This window comes from Ferrovum myxofaciens (genome assembly GCF_013181415.1).
Lineage (GTDB): Bacteria > Pseudomonadota > Gammaproteobacteria > Burkholderiales > Ferrovaceae > Ferrovum > Ferrovum myxofaciens.
The window spans coordinates 1624921-1643582 of record NZ_CP053676.1; the positions used below are offsets into that span (position 1 = coordinate 1624921).

The 18662-nt window shown below is 55.1% G+C and carries 13 protein-coding genes and 1 pseudogene; 6 read left to right on the forward strand and 8 right to left on the reverse strand.

Translation table 11 applies throughout. From position 1 onward, the window contains the following. Positions 1 to 216 precede the first annotated feature (216 nt). The 5 genes from HO274_RS07980 to HO274_RS08000 are packed head-to-tail and all read left to right on the forward strand — an operon-like array spanning position 217 to position 5608. Complete coding sequence (locus HO274_RS07980) at positions 217 to 777, forward strand: YqgE/AlgH family protein (RefSeq protein ID WP_031597090.1); 561 nt, start codon at positions 217 to 219, stop codon at positions 775 to 777. Continuing rightward, positions 770 to 1270, forward strand: a complete 501-nt coding sequence (ruvX, locus tag HO274_RS07985; protein WP_273118538.1) for a Holliday junction resolvase RuvX — start codon at positions 770 to 772, stop codon at positions 1268 to 1270. Before HO274_RS07980 ends, ruvX begins: the two co-directional genes overlap by 8 nt. Next, on the forward strand, positions 1263 to 2228 hold the full coding sequence (locus HO274_RS07990) for an aspartate carbamoyltransferase catalytic subunit (protein ID WP_031597093.1): 966 nt from the start codon (positions 1263 to 1265) through the stop codon (positions 2226 to 2228). The genes ruvX and HO274_RS07990 overlap by 8 nt, the downstream gene beginning before the upstream one ends. A 13-nt stretch (positions 2229 to 2241) precedes the next feature. Continuing rightward, a complete protein-coding gene (locus HO274_RS07995) occupies positions 2242 to 3525 on the forward strand; it encodes a dihydroorotase (protein WP_031597095.1) in 1284 nt (427 codons plus the stop codon). A gap of 37 nt (positions 3526 to 3562) precedes the next feature. Then, complete coding sequence (locus HO274_RS08000) at positions 3563 to 5608, forward strand: M3 family metallopeptidase (protein WP_273118544.1); 2046 nt, start codon at positions 3563 to 3565, stop codon at positions 5606 to 5608. A 13-nt stretch (positions 5609 to 5621) separates the two neighbouring features. On the opposite strand, the gene HO274_RS08005 is transcribed toward HO274_RS08000, so the two are convergent. The 8 genes and pseudogenes from HO274_RS08005 to HO274_RS13555 all read right to left on the reverse strand — a co-directional run bounded on the left by HO274_RS08005 (position 5622) and on the right by HO274_RS13555 (position 18027). Beyond that, on the reverse strand, positions 5622 to 6440 hold the full coding sequence (locus tag HO274_RS08005; RefSeq protein WP_031597099.1) for an energy transducer TonB: 819 nt from the start codon (positions 6438 to 6440) through the stop codon (positions 5622 to 5624). Beyond that, positions 6437 to 8275, reverse strand: coding sequence for a ribonuclease catalytic domain-containing protein (locus HO274_RS08010; protein ID WP_273122289.1), 1839 nt, complete (start codon positions 8273 to 8275; stop codon positions 6437 to 6439). Before HO274_RS08010 ends, HO274_RS08005 begins: the two co-directional genes overlap by 4 nt. A 27-nt stretch (positions 8276 to 8302) precedes the next feature. Continuing rightward, entirely contained in the window at positions 8303 to 9688 is a 1386-nt protein-coding gene (gene mpl / locus HO274_RS08015; protein WP_273118548.1) for a UDP-N-acetylmuramate:L-alanyl-gamma-D-glutamyl-meso-diaminopimelate ligase, read from the reverse strand. Positions 9689 to 9702: 14 nt separating this feature from the next. Next, entirely contained in the window at positions 9703 to 13404 is a 3702-nt protein-coding gene (gene metH, locus HO274_RS08020) for a methionine synthase (protein WP_273118550.1), read from the reverse strand. A 78-nt stretch (positions 13405 to 13482) separates the two neighbouring features. Next, a complete protein-coding gene (locus HO274_RS08025) occupies positions 13483 to 14760 on the reverse strand; it encodes an outer membrane beta-barrel protein (protein ID WP_031597107.1) in 1278 nt (425 codons plus the stop codon). A 183-nt stretch (positions 14761 to 14943) separates the two neighbouring features. Continuing rightward, positions 14944 to 16380 carry an ammonium transporter gene (locus tag HO274_RS08030; RefSeq protein ID WP_035418122.1) on the reverse strand — a complete coding sequence of 479 codons (1437 nt, stop codon included), beginning with the start codon at positions 16378 to 16380 and terminating at the stop codon, positions 14944 to 14946. A gap of 11 nt (positions 16381 to 16391) precedes the next feature. Further along, positions 16392 to 16730: a P-II family nitrogen regulator gene (gene glnK / locus HO274_RS08035; protein WP_031599015.1), complete on the reverse strand. Its 339-nt coding sequence runs from the start codon at positions 16728 to 16730 to the stop codon at positions 16392 to 16394. Between the two features lie 28 nt (positions 16731 to 16758). Continuing rightward, positions 16759 to 18027 (reverse strand): annotated as a pseudogene (locus HO274_RS13555) (outer membrane beta-barrel protein). A gap of 365 nt (positions 18028 to 18392) precedes the next feature. Here HO274_RS13555 and HO274_RS08050 point away from each other — a divergent pair. Next, entirely contained in the window at positions 18393 to 18632 is a 240-nt protein-coding gene (locus tag HO274_RS08050; RefSeq protein WP_031598337.1) for an accessory factor UbiK family protein, read from the forward strand. Positions 18633 to 18662 lie beyond the last annotated feature (30 nt).

Here is an 18662-nt window from a genome sequence, read left to right on the forward strand (position 1 = left end):
TGGATCAATCCACTCATCAGGGACGTTCGGCGGCACAGATCGTCCGAGCCGACTTCCCCCTATGCCGACTATTTTACCGTCTTGTCTGTTTTGCAAGTTGTTACAAATGAGCCTCTACTACCATCGACTCCTTTGCCAGAGAGCGTGACACAGAACCGTTCATCGTCCACTTTCTTCAAACCGGGTTCAGGTACAGGAATGTGCGATAATCGCCCCATGGAAACGATCAACTTCACCCATCATTTTCTTATCGCCATGCCTTCATTGCAGGATGCCAATTTTTCTGGCACCTTGACCTATATATGTCGGCACGATGAGCAGGGAGCCATGGGCTTGATCGTCAACCGTCCGATGGACATGAATCTGAAAAGTCTGTTTGGTCAGATTGCGCTGACTTCCAGCAATGAAGATGTGGCCACCCAACCGGTTTATCTGGGTGGGCCGGTTCAAACTGACCGTGGTTTTGTTCTCCATACTCCCCTAGGCGTATGGCGCTCCACCTTACGCATCAATGACGAATTTGGACTCACCACTTCCCGTGATATTCTGGAACAACTTTCCCTCGGCCATGGTCCGGATCACATGCTCATCGCTCTGGGCTATGCGGGTTGGGAAGCCGGGCAACTGGAAAACGAAATCAAATTGAACAATTGGCTGTCCGTCCCGGCAGATCCCCATATTCTTTTCACGCTACCTGCAGAACAACGTTTTAATGCGGCACTGGCATTACTGGGCGTCAATTTGACCTATCTCTCCGAGGAAGCCGGGCATGCCTGATTCGGAAGGTGCCGTTCTGGCCTTCGACTATGGTATGCGATTTATCGGAGTGGCTTGGGGAGAACGCCGCAGTCGGGTCTGTCGTCCGCTGGTTTCCCTAGAATGCCGCACCCGCGCTCAGCGCTGGGAATCCATTCATGCCCTCATTCGAGAATGGACACCCAAGTCACTGCTGGTGGGACTGGCTCTGAATTCAGAGGGTCAGGAACAAACCACGACCCGTCAATGTCGTAATTTTGCCCGTGACTTGCACCGCCATACCCATTTGCCCGTGGCCCTCATTGACGAACGCTATACCTCGCTGGAAGCCGATCAGCAATTACAGACTGCCGGGGTTGCACGGGCGCAACGTCGCAGCATGGAACATGCGCTGGCTGCCACCTTGCTTCTGGAAGATTATTTCGGTTTGTCCATGGAGCAGCAAAGCGCTTTATGCTCTTCTGAACGCACTGATTTTTTTATCACTCTTGCTGTAGAGGTTACCGATGTTTAATCCTCAACTCACCCCCGAAGGTCACCTCAAGCATCTGTTGACCATAGAAGGTCTGCCTCCCGCCATCCTCTTCCAGATTCTTGACCGCGCCACAGAGTTTGAGGCCGTAGCCCGTCAGGAAGTCAAGAAAGTTCCTCATCTTCAAGGGAAATCCATTTTTAATTTATTTTTTGAGGCATCCACGCGCACCCGCACCACTTTTGAAATTGCGGCCAAACGCTTGTCCGCCGACGTCATCAATCTGAATGTCAACTCTTCAAGCCAAAGCAAGGGAGAAACCCTGCTCGATACGGTGGATAATCTGTCCGCCATGCAAGCAGATATGTTCGTGGTACGCCATGCCGAAAGTGGTGCCGCACACCTGATTGCCAGTCACGTCGGACCCGACATCCATGTCATCAATGCAGGAGATGGACGCCATGCCCATCCCACCCAGGCACTTTTGGACATGTATACCATTCGCCACTTTAAAAAGCGCTTTGAAAATCTGCGGGTGGCCATCGTCGGAGATGTCCTTCATTCGCGGGTGGCCCGCTCCCAGATTCATGCCTTGACGACCTTGCAAGTTCCGGAAGTGCGCGTCATCGGTCCGAAGACCCTGATACCGCGCAATGTGGAACGTCTGGGTGTAAGGGTCTACCACGACATGGTCCAGGGCCTCAAAGGCGTGGATGTGGTCATCATGTTACGCCTTCAGAATGAACGGATGAATGGGGCACTCTTGCCCAGCCGCGATGAGTACTTCAAATACTATGGGCTGACTCCGGCCAAATTGGCTCATGCCCGCTCGGATGCCATCGTCATGCACCCAGGCCCCATGAACCGGGGCGTGGAAATTCATTCGGATGTTGCCGATGGGGTCCAGTCCGTGATCTTGAAACAAGTCACCTTTGGCATTGCAGTGCGCATGGCTGTCATGTCCCTTCTGGCCGCACCCATGCCACACTCTGCCGCTTGAACGAGGATTTTTCATGAAAATTCATATCACCCATGGCCGCGTCATCGATCCCGTCACGCAGCGTGATTCTCAGAGTGACCTGTTCATAGCCGCAGGCAAGATCGTCGCCCTCGAACGTTGCCCCGCTGGTTTTACACCCAACCGAGTCATCGATGCCCGTGGCAAGATCGTCATGCCCGGACTGGTGGATCTGGCCGCACGGTTACGGGAACCCGGCTATGAATACCTGGCCACTTTGGAAAGCGAGATGATTGCGGCCACGGTAGGTGGAATCACCAGTTTATCGTGCCCCCCAGACACCGACCCCCCTCTGGACGAGCCCGGTTTGGTTGAAATGCTCAAACATCGTGCCCATGGCCGGGAACAAACCAACGTCTATCCCCTGGGTGCCCTTACCCAACAACTCCAGGGCCTTCGTCTAACCGAGATGGGAGAATTATATGACGCAGGTTGTATTGCCTTCTCCCAGGCGAATGCACCTTTGCTGGATACTCAGGTCCTGTTGCGTGCTTTGGATTATGCCACCACCTTTGGGTTCACCGTTTGGTTACAACCCCAGGATGCCTACCTGGCGCGTGATGGGGTGGCTCATGATGGCGAAGTGGCCAGTCGCCTGGGATTGCCTGCCATTCCCACCTGCGCTGAAATCATCGCACTGAATACGATTCTGCAACTGGTACGTGAAACCGGCGCGCGCGTCCATTTATGCCGCCTTTCCAGTGCCGGCGGAGTGGATTTGGTCCGCGCGGCCAAGAGAGAAGGGTTACCGATCACCTGCGATATCTCCATTAACCACTTGCACCTCACGGAACATGACATTGGTTATTTCAATGCCCATTGTCGGCTGATTCCCCCCCTGCGCAGCGTACGCGATCGAGCAGCCTTGCGCGCTGGTCTGGTGGATGGAACCATCGATGCACTGGTCTCTGATCATGCGCCCGTGGATGTGGATGCCAAGCAACTCCCCTTCGAAGCAGCCGAACCTGGGGCCACGGGCTTGGAACTGCTACTGCCGCTCACGTTGGCCTGGGCGCGATCCGAGGCACTGCCGCTGATCACGGCTCTGGCACGAATCACCTCTGCACCTGCCAAAATTCTTGGAATCCCTGCAGGACAACTGAACCCTGGCCAACCCGCCGACCTGTGTATTTTTGATCCGGAACGGGAATGGGTCGTCACCCCAAAAAATCTTAAAAGTCAGGGCAAAAATACGCCGTTCCTCAACCACCTCATGCAAGGTAAAGTCAGTCATACCTTGGTGGGTGGCTTCATCATCCATGAGGATTCCCGCGCCTGATCCACTATTTCTTCTTCATTTTTTGGATTCCCTTATCATGACTTCAACCTCCTTCAACCCTTTGTTGGATTTTTCTGGGCTTCCCCATTTTGGGACCATTCGCCCCGAACACATCGAACCCGCCATCCTCTCCCTGATTGGGGACTGTGAAGCCACGCTCCACCGTCTGACCCATCAAATCGAGAGTCCGACCTGGGATAACTTCATCACGCCTCTGGAAGATATCAATGAACTTCTGGCGCGTGCCTGGGGACAGGTTTCTCACCTGAATGCCGTGGTCAATACCTCGGAATTGCGTGCAGCCTACAACGCAGTATTGCCGCATATTGCTCAATACTGGGCTCGACTAGGTCAGGACGAGAGTCTTCTCAAGGGCTATCGAACCCTAAACAATGCGCCAGAGTTTAAAAAATTGCCGGCCTCCCGTCAACGCATCATTACTCAGGCATTGCGAGATTTTCGTCTGGGTGGAGCCGAGTTGCCTCCCGCCGAAAAAGTTCGTTTTCTTGAAGTTCAGGAAACCCTGGCAGCCACCGGTGCACGCTTTGAACAAAACCTGCTGGACGCCACCAATAGTTTCACCTATGACACCCAGGATCCCGACGAACTCCTTGGCCTCCCTCCGGAAGTGCTCTCCACGGCAGCTGAAACAGCCAAGCATGCAGGGCGATCCGGTTGGCGGCTCACCCTGCATGCCCCCTGTTACCTCCCGGTCATGCAGTATGCCGAACGACGCAGTTTGCGCGAACATTTTTATCGCTGCTATACCACCCGGGCCTCGGAATTTGGTCCGGAACCCTGGAACAACGGTCCCTTGATCCAGACCTTGCTGGCTTTGCGTGCTGAAGAAGCCCGCCTGCTCGGATTTGACCATTTTGCGCAATTGTCCGTGGAACCCAAAATGGCTGAATCTCCAGAGGCTGTGCTGACTTTCCTGCGGGATCTGGCCCAGCGTGCCAAGCCCTTTGCCGAACAGGACTGGAAGACGCTGACGGCCTTTGCTCAGGAGCGCCTTGGCCTGGATGTGGTCCAACCCTGGGATCTGGCTTATGTCTCAGAAAGGCTGCGTACTTCCCAGTATGATTACTCTGAACAGGAAGTGAAGACTTACTTTCCAGAACATTCTGTGCTAAATGGATTGTTTCAGGTCATCCAGAAATTGTTTGGTCTCATGGTCCACCCTGCCCAAGCCGAGGTCTGGCACGAAACCGTTCGTTTCTACGATTTGAAAACCCCCACGGGTACCTTGGTCGGACAGTTCTATCTCGACCTCTATGCCCGCAATGGCAAGCGGGGTGGCGCATGGATGGACGATGCCATTACCCGACGCCGCAAGGGAGACAGTCTTCAGACACCGGTTGCCTATCTGACCTGCAATTTTTCGGCACCGAGCGGAGGCAAACCTGCGACCTTCACCCATGATGAAGTCATTACGTTGTTTCATGAATGTGGGCATGGCCTGCACCACCTGCTTACCCAGATGGAGGATCTCCCCCTGTCCGGTATCCATGGCGTGGAGTGGGATGCGGTGGAACTTCCCAGTCAGTTCATGGAAAACTTCTGCTGGGAGTGGGAAGTGCTGCAGGGCATGACTCACCACGTGGATACAGGAGAACCCCTCCCTCGAACCCTCTACGAGCGCATGTTGGCCGCCAAGAATTTCCAGAGTGGCTTACAAACGATGCGCCAGATCGAATTTTCCCTTTTCGACATGGAATTGCACTGTAGCGTCCCCACCCTTCTCGACCCCCTGCACCTGCTTGCGCGCATCCGTGCTGAAGTGGCCGTGGTGAAACCTCCCGTCTGGCATCGCTTCCCGCACAGTTTTTCGCATATCTTTGCGGGCGGTTATGCAGCAGGATATTACAGTTACAAATGGGCTGAAGTACTGTCTGCCGATGCCTATGCCTTGTTTGAGGAAAGTGGCGTATTCAACCCCGAGATTGGACGACGTTTCCAAAACGAGATTCTGGCTCAGGGCAGCAGTCGTCCAGCGCTCGACTCCTTCATCGCCTTCCGGGGTCGCCCCCCTCAACTGGATGCGCTCCTGCGCCATCAGGGCATGGTGCCTCCACCTGCCTGAAAGGAATCCGGACTTACTGACTGCGCAACGGCTCTCCGGCCCGCACGAAATTGAACGTGCGGGTAATGCGGATCAAATCAGTCTGCGCCCGCATGGCCGCAGTGAAAGGCTGAAAAGGTGCCGCCATACGCACGATGCGCAACGCGGCCTGATCCAATGCCCTATGCCCGGAAGTACGCCGAATGTCCACAGAAGCCACCGTGCCATCCGCATTAAGCACGGTTTCCACCCCCACACTGCCGGAAAGTGGCTGCCCCTGCTCGGGTGGTGGATAATTCACACCGCCCACTTCGGCCACCTTGGTCGTAAAAGCCTCTTCGTAAGCCTGCCATTCGCCTTCCCGGGTCCCGGAATCGAGGGTACGAACCCGTTTGCCCACCCAAGGATCCTGAACCAACCCATGCGCCATATTCAAACTGCGCCAGATGAGTGAGGAGGAGGAGTCAGGCGGTACGGAGGGAGGCTGATGGATCAAATCTGCCGGCCTCGAAGCCGTCTCCATGGAGTCAGGAACCGCAGGAATGTCTGAAGCAGGTGCCGAAGGAGGAGAAGTCACTGAAATTTTCTGCGGTGCTCGGGAAGGAGGAGATGCTTTGGGAGGCGCAGGCAACCCAGGCGACCGGGGAATCGTGGCACGGGAGGGGCCTGCCTCCAGATCCAGATCCACGGCCATGGGAAGCAGTGGAGAAGGCAAACGCCAGGTCATCCCGGAAAACCTGATCCAAACCAGGACCAAACCGTGGATCAGGAGAGAAATGACCACAGCAGCAACCCAGGGAGAACGGTAGGGGAAAATACCGGAAGCCAACCCTGGAACCCGCCGAGATTTCATGGGATGACCGTCGGTTCCACCGATAATAGTTCACAATGCAGTTCAATGGCCCACACATCGATGGATCGAATAGCCAGTTGAACGTCCGTTCCTGCCTCCAATGCCGCTGCCCCAGGAACCTTGACCACCAGCGGCAAGCCCTCGAGGCGAGCCGCTCCTTCTCGCAGCAGACGCGCACGACAGGTCGTCACGGCCTCCTGTTCCAGCCAGCGCAGACTCCAATAGCGTTCCATCTGCCGCTGAAAATCCTGATAGGCTTCATAGGCCCGTTCAAAGGCCAGGCTTTCTTCACGCAGACGAACTCGATCGGTCACTGCGGGATCCTGCAACTGGAACAGACGGATCAGTTGCCACTGGTTGACCAGATCAGGGTAGCGGCGCAAAGGAGAACTGCACCAGGCGTAATGATTCAATCCCAGACCCAGGTGAGGGGCCGGATCCACGGACATGCCGGTACGTCCCTGTCCCTGCACCCGAAACAAACCCAACCAGCCCGCTTCCACCAATTGACCCGCCCAATGGCGATTGACTTCGATCATCAATTCCGCCACCAACTCGTCCAATGGCGCTCCCCGTGGGCGGGGTCGAATATCCACATGCTCCCCTTCCACCACGAAAGTATAATCATGATACTGGGGAGTCGATCGTTCCCTTACCCCGCGTGCCTCCGCCAAATGTTCTGCCAATGCCCGCAAAATTCTCAGGTCCGCCAGATGCGGGATCTCTTGCCCCTCCAATGTTTCCTCATCCCACCGGGCCTCCAGTTCATGCAGACGTAAATTGGCACCAATCCTGATTCGCTGGATCAGCGAATGTCGTTCCACGACCGCCAAGGTTTCCTTGTGCACACGCAGCAACAAAGAAAGCGCCGGACGCTCCTGACCTTCATCGAGGGAGCAACGTGCAATCACCCTTTCCGGCAACATGGCAATTTTGCGTCCCGGCATGTACACCGTACTCAAACGCGCCCGTGCCTGTTCAGCCATGGCGCTGTCAGGACCAAACTGAAGGCCAGGTGCCGCAATGTGAATACCCACTTCCCAATGCGCCTGGTCCAACTCCCGGAGACTGAACGCATCGTCGATTTCCGTGGTGAATGCATCGTCAATGCTAAATACAGGCACCTCGTAACAGGGCCAGTCCTGTTCCTCCATCGCCGGGAAATCTGAATCCGTGGACCAGGGCCCGAAATATTCAAATTCGAAGCGCCCTTCGTGCCAGGCCCGACTACCGCCAATGGCCCCGCATTGCGCCAACACTTGAGCAGGAGATTTTTTCAGTATCGAACTGGCGGCTTCCAGCGTCTTGTATGCCAACGTGTTCTTGTCAGGACGGTAGAGCAGGGCAGGGAGTTCGTGTATCAACCAGTCCGGACAATGTCCTGCCGCCAATGCTTCCAGTGCTTCGGCCTTTTGCTGATCCTGGAGACGACGACGTTCCAGTCCCGCCAGCGCTGCTTTGAGGGTTTCCGGCGCAGCCACACGAAAATGACCCCGCTGGCGCCGATGAAAATAAATCGGAGCCGCCTGCAGGCGAAACAATACGGCTACTTGCTCCAGTACACTGGGTTCATGCCCCTGATACTCCCGTGCCAACTCCGAGAAATGCCACTCCGACTCCGGAGGACAAGCCGACCAGAGCAAATCGATATCAATCGTTTTTTGGAGAACTTCAGCCTCCTGCATCAGCACCTTGGGCTCGGGTTGAGTAAAGCGCAGCAGCACCCCCGCACTCTTGATCTTGCTGCGTTTACCATGGGGTGCTTCCACCTGCATTGTGCTATCGGACTCTGCCAGAACAGTTCCGAACCTGATTTCCCCACCGTCTTCGTACATCACATAACCCATCCTGCGCACACTCCCTTATGCCAATGCCCGTAACAGGAGGTCATGAACCCCCCCAAAAGCGCCATTACTCATCGTCACGATGGCATCCCCCGTGTTCGCTTCCGCAATCACTGCCTCCACCAAAGCAGGCAGATGCGTGTAAACCTGCGCGCGCGCGCCCAAGGACTGAAGAACCGTGGACAAATCCCAACCCAGATGGTGGTCATAGCCATAGACCCGATCTGCCAGGTTCAAACTCTTGGCCAGTTGATCCGACCATATCCCCATCTTCATGGTATTGGAACGTGGTTCAATGAGGGCCAGAATACGTCCCCCGGTCAACTCCAGACGCTGATGCAACCCTTGCAATGTCGTGGCAATGGCCGTGGGATGATGGGCAAAATCATCATAGACGGTCACGCCATTCACCACTCCCCTGATTTCGAGGCGGCGCTTTACGCCCTCGAACCGTTCAAGGGCAAGAACGCCTTCCGCCAGGTCAATCCCTGCCTGTCGTGCCGCCAGCAAAGCCCCTAGGGCATTCATCCGGTTATGCTCACCCAAGAGTGGCCAATGCATCGTCTGCGCACGTACCTGCGAGCCTTCCCGAACCGTCAATTGACCCAAGGAGTCGCAGGGGTCCAGAGACCAGTCCCCCTTTGAACCAAAAAATATCGTAGGGGTCCAGCACCCTCGCTCGACCACCTGTGCCAACGCCACATCCTGAGCATTCACCACGATTGTCCCTGAACTCGGTACGGTTCGCACCAGATGGTGAAACTGCGTCATGATTGAGGCAAGATCCGGGAAAATGTCCGCATGGTCATATTCCAGATTATTCAGCAGTAAAATCTCGGGGCGATAGTGGACAAACTTGGACCGTTTGTCGAAAAAAGCCGTGTCATACTCATCTGCTTCGATCACGAACCACGGACGATCTGCGCGTGCCACCCGACCCGAAGTCCAGTACCGGGGCAAACGCGCCGATACTTCAAAGTTGCTCGGCACCCCCCCAATCAGAAAACCCGGATGCAAGCCGGCCTTCTCCAGCAACCAGGTCACCAATGCCGTGGTGGTGGTCTTGCCATGGGTACCTGCCACAGCAATGACCCGGCAGGAATCGAGCACCTGCTGCGCCAGCCATTCAGGCCCGGAAACATAGGGAAGCCCCTGATCCAGAATGGTTTCCATAAGCGGGTTTCCACGGGTCACCACATTCCCCACCACAAACAGGTCCGGTGCCAAAGTGGTTTGTTCCACCCCAAAGCCTTCACTCAACTCAATCCCTTGAGCGTGCAACTGGGTACTCATGGGGGGGTAAACCTGAGCATCGCACCCCGTGACCCGATGCCCTGCCGCTTTGGCCAGCACCGCCACCCCGCCCATGAAGGTGCCACAAATGCCAAGAATATGGATATGCATATATCGGTGCCTACTCAACGCACTGGCGTATAAGCCAGTTGGGGAGCCAGCCAGTATTCCGCCTGGTCTAACGTCCAGCCCTTGCGCTGAGCATAGTCCTCCACCTGGTCCCGTCCGATCTTGCCCAAGGCAAAATAGATGCTGTCCGGATGGGAGAAATAAAACCCGCTCACCGCCGCCGTGGGCAACATGGCATAACTCTCCGTCAAACTGATCCCGGTGTGCTCGGTAGCCTGCAAAAGATCGAAGAGGAGGCCTTTCTCCGTATGATCGGGACAGGCCGGATAGCCCGGTGCAGGGCGAATGCCGCGATAGCGCTCGGCAATCAACGCCTCATGGGTCAAATTTTCGCCTGCGGCATACCCCCACCATTCCCGTCGAACTCGCGCATGCAAAGCCTCGGCAAATGCTTCCGCCAGACGATCCGCCAATGCCTTGAGAAGAATACTGTTGTAGTCGTCATGCGCTGCCTCGTACTCAGCCAAACGTTCCTCGATCCCCTGTCCGGCGGTGACCGCAAAAGCCCCGATGTAATCCGCCACTCCCGTCGATGCAGGCGCCACAAAATCTGTCAAACAGTGATTGTGCCGATCCGCAGGCTTCTCGTTTTGTTGGCGCAGATGGTGCAGCACGGTGCGCACTTCCGTGCGTGATTCATCCGTATAAATGAGCAGATCGTCTCCATTATCTGCGGCCGCTGCCGGAAAAAACCCCACCACCCCATGGGCCGTAAGAATTTTTTCCTGAAGCAGTTGGGCCAACAAGGCCTGGGCATCGTCAAAGAGTTGACGAGCCGTTTCTCCCACCACGGAATCTTCCAGAATGGCTGGATAACGCCCGCTCAACTCCCAGGTCTGAAAGAACGGTGTCCAATCGATGTAGGGAACCAATGCATCCAGGGGATAATCGCGCAACTCGCGCACCCCCAGGAAGGTTGGGCGGGGAGGGACGACGGCTACCCAGTCAAATTTCTGTCCGCGTTGCCGTGCCTGCGCCAGGGAGAGAAGGGGACCGGTACCTTTTTTGGCTTCATGCTGGGTTCGAATCCGCGCCATATCCGTCTTGATGTCCCGGGTATACGCTTCCTTCAAGCCTTCACTGAGGAGTTGGGCACAGACTCCCACCGCGCGCGAAGCATCGGGCACATACACCGTCACCCCCTGATAATGGGGCTCGATCTTGACTGCCGTATGGACGCGCGACGTTGTGGCCCCGCCAATCAGCAAGGGAACAGTGAACCCGGTACGTTGCATTTCACGAGCCACATGGGCCATTTCTTCCAACGAAGGCGTAATCAACCCGGACAGCCCAATGATGTCTGCCCTTTCTGCGCGGGCCGTATCCAAAATACGTTCGCAAGGCACCATCACCCCCATGTTGATGACTTCAAAATTATTGCACTGCAAGACCACGGCAACGATATTCTTGCCAATGTCATGCACATCCCCCTTGACCGTGGCCAGCAGGATGCGCCCCTTGGCCTGGGAACCGGCACTTTTCTCCGCTTCGATGAAGGGAATCAGATGGGCCACGGCCTGTTTCATTACCCGCGCTGATTTCACCACCTGGGGCAGGAACATCTTGCCTGCACCAAACAGATCGCCCACCACATTCATACCGTCCATCAGGGGACCTTCGATGACGTGAATCGGATGTTCGGCCACTTGACGCGCTTCTTCCGCGTCCTCCACGATGTAGGTATTGATACCCTTGACCAACGCATGGGTCAAGCGTTCGTGCACAGGTGCCTGGCGCCAGGCCAAGTCTTCCTGAACGGTTTTGAGTCCGGCATCCTTGACCTGGGTGGCAAAAGTCACCAAACGTTCACCTGCATCGGGGCGGCGATTGAGAATGACATCTTCCACATGTGTCAGCAGATTCGGTTCAATCTCGGCATAAACCCCCAATTGTCCTGCATTGACGATGCCCATGGACATTCCGGCCTGCACCGCATGGTACAGAAAAGCCGTATGAATGGCTTCTCGCACCGTTTCGTTGCCACGGAAGGAGAAACTTACATTGGAGACCCCGCCACTGACTTTAGCGTAGGGCAGGGTGTTCCGAATCTGGCGCGTAGCCTCGATGAAGTCCACCGCGTAGTTATCGTGTTCCTCGATTCCCGTGGCCACTGCAAAAATATTGGGATCAAACAGGATATCTTCGGGGAGAAAATCTAATTTTTCAGTCAATAAACGGTAGGAACGCGTGCAGATTTCCACTTTGCGTGCCTGGGTATCCGCCTGACCCTGTTCATCAAAGGCCATCACAATGGCTGCCGCACCATAACGGCGCACCAAAGTGGCACGATGCAAAAACTCCTTTTCTCCTTCCTTGAGACTGATGGAGTTGACAATGGACTTGCCCTGCACACACTTCAACCCTGCCTCGATCACACGCCAATCGGAGGAATCAATCATCACCGGAACTTTTGCAATGTCCGGTTCGGAGCCCACCAGATTAAGAAAACGCTGCATGGCCGCTGGTGCATCAAGCATGGCTTCGTCCATGTTGATGTCGATGATCTGGGCACCACTTTCCACCTGGGTGCGGGCCACCCCCAGAGCTTCGGTGAACTGCCCTGCCAGAATCAGACGCGCAAAGGCACGGGATCCTGTCACATTGGTGCGCTCCCCGATGTTCACGAAGAGGCTGTCTTCCCCGATGTTGAAAGGTTCCAGTCCAGACAGTCGTGTTTCCCGTGGAACATCGGGGATCTGGCGTGGAGGAATATCCTGAACTGCTTCGGCAATCGCCTGAATATGGGCGGGGGTCGTACCACAACAGCCCCCCACGATATTGATAAAGCCCGATTTAGCAAACTCCTTGAGTAGCGCCGCTGTTTCAGCAGGACCTTCGTCGTAGCCCGATTCGGCCAGAGGATTGGGCAAACCCGCATTGGGATGGGCACTCACATACGTGTTTGCCACTCGAGCCAATTCTTCGATATAGGGGCGCATGAGCGCAGCCCCCAGGGCACAATTGAGACCGATGGAAAGAGGGCGGATATGGGACAGCGAGTTCCAGAAGGCTTCCGTGGTCTGCCCGGTCAGGGTGCGCCCACTCTGGTCGGTAATGGTCCCGGAAATCATCACGGGCAAACGTTGACCCGTGCGTTCAAAAAAGGATTCAATGGCAAAAAGGGCCGCCTTGGCATTGAGGGTGTCGAACACCGTTTCCACCAATAGAATGTCCACCCCACCCGCCACCAGAGCTTCGATGGCTTCCCCGTAGGAGGCATTCAGTGTATCGAAATCCACATTGCGGTAACCAGGATCATTCACATCCGGTGAAATGGAAGCCGTACGGGTGGTTGGCCCCAGTACCCCTGCCACAAAACGGGGTTTGGCCGGGTTTCTGCGAGTGGCCCCATCGGCCAATCTCCTTGCCATTCGAGCCGCCTCGAGATTGATTTCAGGTACCAGATCCGCCATATGGTAATCTGCCATGGAGATGGCATTGGCATTGAAGGTGTTGGTCTCCAGGATATCCGCGCCAGCGTCCAGATAGGCCTGATGAATCTCCTGGATGATCTGAGGCTGGGTCAGAACCAGAAGATCGTTATTTCCCTTCAGATCATGGGGAAAATCTTTGAAACGTGTACCCCGGTAATCCTCTTCAGTCAGGCGATGCCGTTGGATCATGGTACCCATGGCTCCATCCAGCATCAGAATGCGTTGAGAAAGCAAAGTGCGGAGTTGTGCGGTCGTATCTTTCATAGACGCACAGTCTACCATGCCCGTCAAGGTGAGAAAAAGGCACCCCGAAGGGTGCCTTTGGAGTCACCGGTGAGTTTTTTAGAACTTGTAGATGCCTTGCAAACCGTAGGTGGTCATGGATTGGGAGAGAATTCCGTTGGATTCCGCAAACAATCCTTTGTCGGCGCGATCTTCACGAATTTCACCGCGCAACTCAAACGACTTGACAGGGGCATACCCCAGGGTCAACGTCGCTTCGCGCACCGTATTCGGTCCGACCAGCACCCCATAACCGCCCGTATCGACGCCCGTTGCCAAGGCTGCGCCTGAACTGTCCCGCACTTCTTCAGCCCGGAAGGAGACCCGATACTGCTCATTGATCTGATAGTTCAAGTACCCGGCCACCCCCCAGTAAGTTTCCGTCCCCACCTGATTAAGTCCGATGATTTCATTCTGTTGGGAGGCATGATCCGCATTCAGGATGAAGGTCAGGGACTGGGTCAGATTGGTGGTGAAGACCATGTCCAGCAACGTACGATTTCCCGCCCGCGCATTGGCCCCGCCATAGGCCGTAAAGGTGTTGGTGGTGAACATGTTGCTGGCATTGACCCCTGCCGTGGCAGGTGCCAGCACCGTTTCATCGCCGGTATAAATATCGAAGAGCAGGGACGTATCCTTGGTAAAAGCCTCGTTCACCGCCATTTCCACTGTCTTGGAAGCCGTCATCCCCGTCACTTGGTCCCAACCGTTATTCACTCCCATGGTCAGGGTCGTGGCTTCGGACACATTATTGATGGCACGCAGCCCCGTATGGGTAAAGGGAATCTTGCCAAAGAGGATGGAACGGGTGATATTAGTATCCGCACCGCTGTCAATATATTCCACCCCGGCCAAGGTGGTATATTTCCCGCCCATCACCGTCCAGGAATTCTTGGCATACTGCATGAATGCCTGGGTCAGGTCGAAAAATCCTCCACTGCCTGCGGTGGTGTTGTTGGCATTGAGATTATTGCCGGAACAGGCCCCATAGGAGCAAATGACCCCGGCATTGGAACCCGCCGTCAGATTGACCAGCCCGCCAATGCCCTGGGTCGGCAGTTTGGAAATCGTGACTGAGGCCTGATTCAGGGCAAAGGAATTTTTGGTGGTATCGAACACCTGAACACTGGGGTCCGGCGTTTGTGAGTGCGCCATATAACCCATATCCAGATAGCCCTTCACTTCAATATTGGCTTTCCTGAACAACTTTGCCAAACTCACTTCAGGTTCGGCATCCGATTCTTCATCCTTGGCCTGGGACAAAGTACTGGCCCCCAGACATAGGACTGCGACAAACAGACCGAAATAACTTCGCGGATTCTTGCTGATGAATGTCATGGTTTTTCCTCGTCATATTTTTTTGTAGAAATCACGCTAAAACGGGTAAAAACCTTTTCCTCCCCCTTCTGCGTTGGGAAAGTATTGACGCACATCAAGATACAAATTGCAACAGTTCTGCCATAAAACATAAAAAAAGAGGCACCCGGAGGTGCCCCAATTCCCTGACGGAGAGAGGAAAGACTATTCGATGCGTTCGCCATGCAGGACCAGATCCAGTCCCTCACGTTCTTCTTCTTCGCTGACACGCAGACCCATCACCATGTCGATGACCTTGAGCAGCACGAAGGAGACTACGAACCCGTAGACCACCGTCACGCCAACCCCTAGAGCCTGAGTCGCCAGGCTGCCATCCACGGCACTGATTTCCTTGACATTGAAGACCCCGGTCAGTAAGGCCCCCACGATTCCGCCGATACCATGCACCCCAAAGGCATCCAGAGAATCATCGTAACCCAGCATATGTTTCAAACTGGTGGCGGCCCAGAAACAGATCACGCCCGCAGCCAGTCCGATGGCAATGGCCCCCCCCGTGGCGACGAAACCAGAAGCGGGCGTAATGGCCACCAACCCGGCCACCGCCCCGGAAGCAATGCCCAACACGCTGGGTTTGCCCTTGGTCAACCATTCGGCAAACATCCAGGACAGAGCCGCAACCGCCGTAGCCACTTGGGTGACCACCATGGCCATCCCGGCACGACCATCGGCTGCCACCGCAGAACCAGCATTGAAACCGAACCAACCCACCCACAACATGGAGGCACCCACCAGTGTCAATACCAAATTATGGGGTGCCATGGGTTCCTTGCCATAGCCCACCCGTTTGCCCAACACCAGCGCTGCCGCCAAACCAGCCACCCCGGCATTGATGTGCACCACGGTACCCCCGGCAAAATCCAACACGCCTTTGCCAGCCAGCCAGCCGCCCGGTTCCCAAACCCAATGCGCGATGGGGGAATACACCAGCAGTGACCACAGCGCGATAAACACCATCATGGCCGAGAATTTCATGCGTTCAGCAAAAGCACCTGCAATCAAGGCAGGAGTAATGATGGCAAAGGTCATCTGAAACATCATGTAGACCGATTCCGGAATAGCCGTGGCAGCATGGTGCACCATCACCTTCTTGGCCTCATTCTGATACAGCATGCCATCCAGCAGGAAGCGACTCATGCCCCCGAGCCAGGGAGTTCCAGGCATGAAAGCCAGGCTATAGCCCGCCACAACCCACAACACCGTCACCATGGCACAGATGGCAAAACTTTGCATCAGGGTAGCCAGCACGTTCTTCTTGCGGACCATGCCCCCATAAAACAGCGCCAAACCCGGGATGGTCATGAACAGGACCAATGCCGTGGATGTCAACATCCAGGCCGTGGCCCCGGAATCGATTTTATCAAACCCCACCAGAAAGGGAGCAGTGGGTGTTGCCGGGGCTGCTGCAGCCGGCGCTGCGGGCGCTGGAGTAGCATCCGCAGCGGCAGTTGGAGCGGCGGGAGCCGAAACTGCGGGTGCAGGGGTTGGCGGAGTTGCCGTGTCATCGGCCATCACTGCCACGGTCCCCAAACTCAGAGACAGTGCCAGGGCGGCAACTTTCAATGTTTTCCATCGTGCTTTCATTTTCATTCTCCTTATAGGGCATCCGAGCCGGTTTCACCGGTCCGGATCCGCACCACATGTTCCAAATCGTACACAAAGATTTTTCCATCCCCAATCTTGCCTGTGGTGGCCGACTTTTCGATGGCTTCGATGACCTGTTCCAGTAATTCCGTCTTGATGGCCGCTTCCAACTTGACCTTGGGCAAAAAATCTACCACGTATTCGGCCCCTCGATACAGTTCGGTATGCCCCTTTTGCCGTCCAAACCCTTTCACTTCGGTGACGGTGATCCCCTGTACACCTATGGCACTCAGGGCTTCCCGCACCTCATCCAACTTGAAAGGTTTGATGATTGCAGTCACAAGTTTCATGATCTCTCCTCTTTGAATTTTCAATTAGTTAGAATTTGTAAATGCCTTGCAAACCATAGGTCACCATGCTCTGATACAGGGTCCCATTGGAAGAAGCAAAGATTCCTTGACTCGCACGGTCTCCCCGCAGTTCGGCACGCAGTTCGAAGTCTTTGACCGGTGCATACCCCAGAGTCAAGGTTGCTTCCCGCACAGTATTGGGACCAGGCAGCGTTCCTGGGGCCGCCACCGCCACCCCCGATTCATCCTTCAATTGTTCCGTCCGGAATGATACCCGGTATTGATCGTTGATCTGATAATTCAGATAGGCTGCCAACCCCCAGTAAACCTCTGTCCCCACCTGATTGGGCGTGGCACCGATCACCACATTCTGCTGGCTGGAATGATCCGCATTCAGAATGAAAGTCAGGGACTGCGTCAGATTGGACGTAAAGACCATATCCAGCAAGGTGCGATTGCCACTTCTGACCCCGTAAACCCCAGGAACCCCTGCGTTGGCCGTATACATGTTGGTAATGGTCCCCGCCGGAATGATCCCCGCCTAGTCGAGGGAAGTGGGTACCGTTTCAGCCCCGCTGTATACATCGAACAACAGCGACGTATCCTTGGTAAAAGCCTCGTTGATGGCAAATTCCGCAGTCTTCGAAGCGGTCATGCCCGTCACCTGATCCCACCCGTTGTTGACCCCCATGGTCAGGGTGGTGGCATCCGTCAAAGCGTTCACGGCACGCACCCCCGTATGGGTAAAGGGGCTGTGACCGTAGAGAATGGAACGGGTAATATTGGTATCCGCCACACTGTTGGGGACTTCAACGCCCGATATGGAATTGAACTTCCCGCCGATCAGGGTCCAGGGTCCAGTGGCATATTGCATATACGCCTGGGTGGGGTCAAAGTTCCCCCCTGAACCCATGGTGGAATTGTACGGGTTGAGATTATTTCCGGAACAGGCCCCGTAGGAACACAGATACCCCGCATTACTCCCGGCAATCAAATCCACCAGCCAACCCATCCCCTCCTTGGGGGTTTTGGATATCGTGATGGAGGCCTGGTTGAGACTGAAGGAATTTTTGCTGGTATCAAACACCTGGACGTTGGGATCAGGCATCTGGTTGTGGCCGATGTACCCGGCATCCAAATAGCCGGAGACATCGATGCTGGAAGCCTTGAACAACTTGGCAATGGTCATTTCTGGCTCTGCATTGGTTTCCTCCTCCTTTGCGTTGGCAGCCGTCATCATCCCCATCATCAAAAAACAAGAGGTTAATTTGAGCGGGAAGGGCAGGGGGGCTTTCATGGGGTTTTCTCCTTGGGGTTTGGAATTAAATTACGATGCTCATCATAGGAATACCGATACAAAGAATTCATAAAAAAATTGAACCTGTGCATGAAATTCCGGTCAATCCTTTCCGGCAACTTCCCTCCCCTATTAAGCACAGACTGTGCCAACCTCGAACCACCCAAAAAGTTTTATTTTTTCCAACCTTTTAGGCCAATTTTTATCAAGATCCAAAAAAACCGCACCAAATAAGTGCGCTCCCATCGCATACCCGTCCAATTTGGAGCATGCCCCCCTGCAAATAGAGGGAATGATAAAAACCCGCGCACGAAAGAAAATTGGATAGAATGTTCTCTTGTTCAGCCAACCTTCAGGAATCCTCCATGGACCCCCATACGTTGATCGACGAATTCACCAAAAAAATCTCTGACCTGGTTGCCAAGACCCCCGTTGCCGATGTGGAGAAGAATGCTCGCGCACTGTTGAGCAGTCTCCTGGCAAAAGCAGACTTGGTGACGCGGGAGGAGTTCGACCGTCAGACTCAGGTGCTGGCCCGCACCCGGGAAAAGTTGAACGAACTGGAAGCCAAAGTGGCGACTTGGGAAGCGCAGCAGGGAAAGTGACACCTTCAGGCCATCACCGGGACCTCTGCT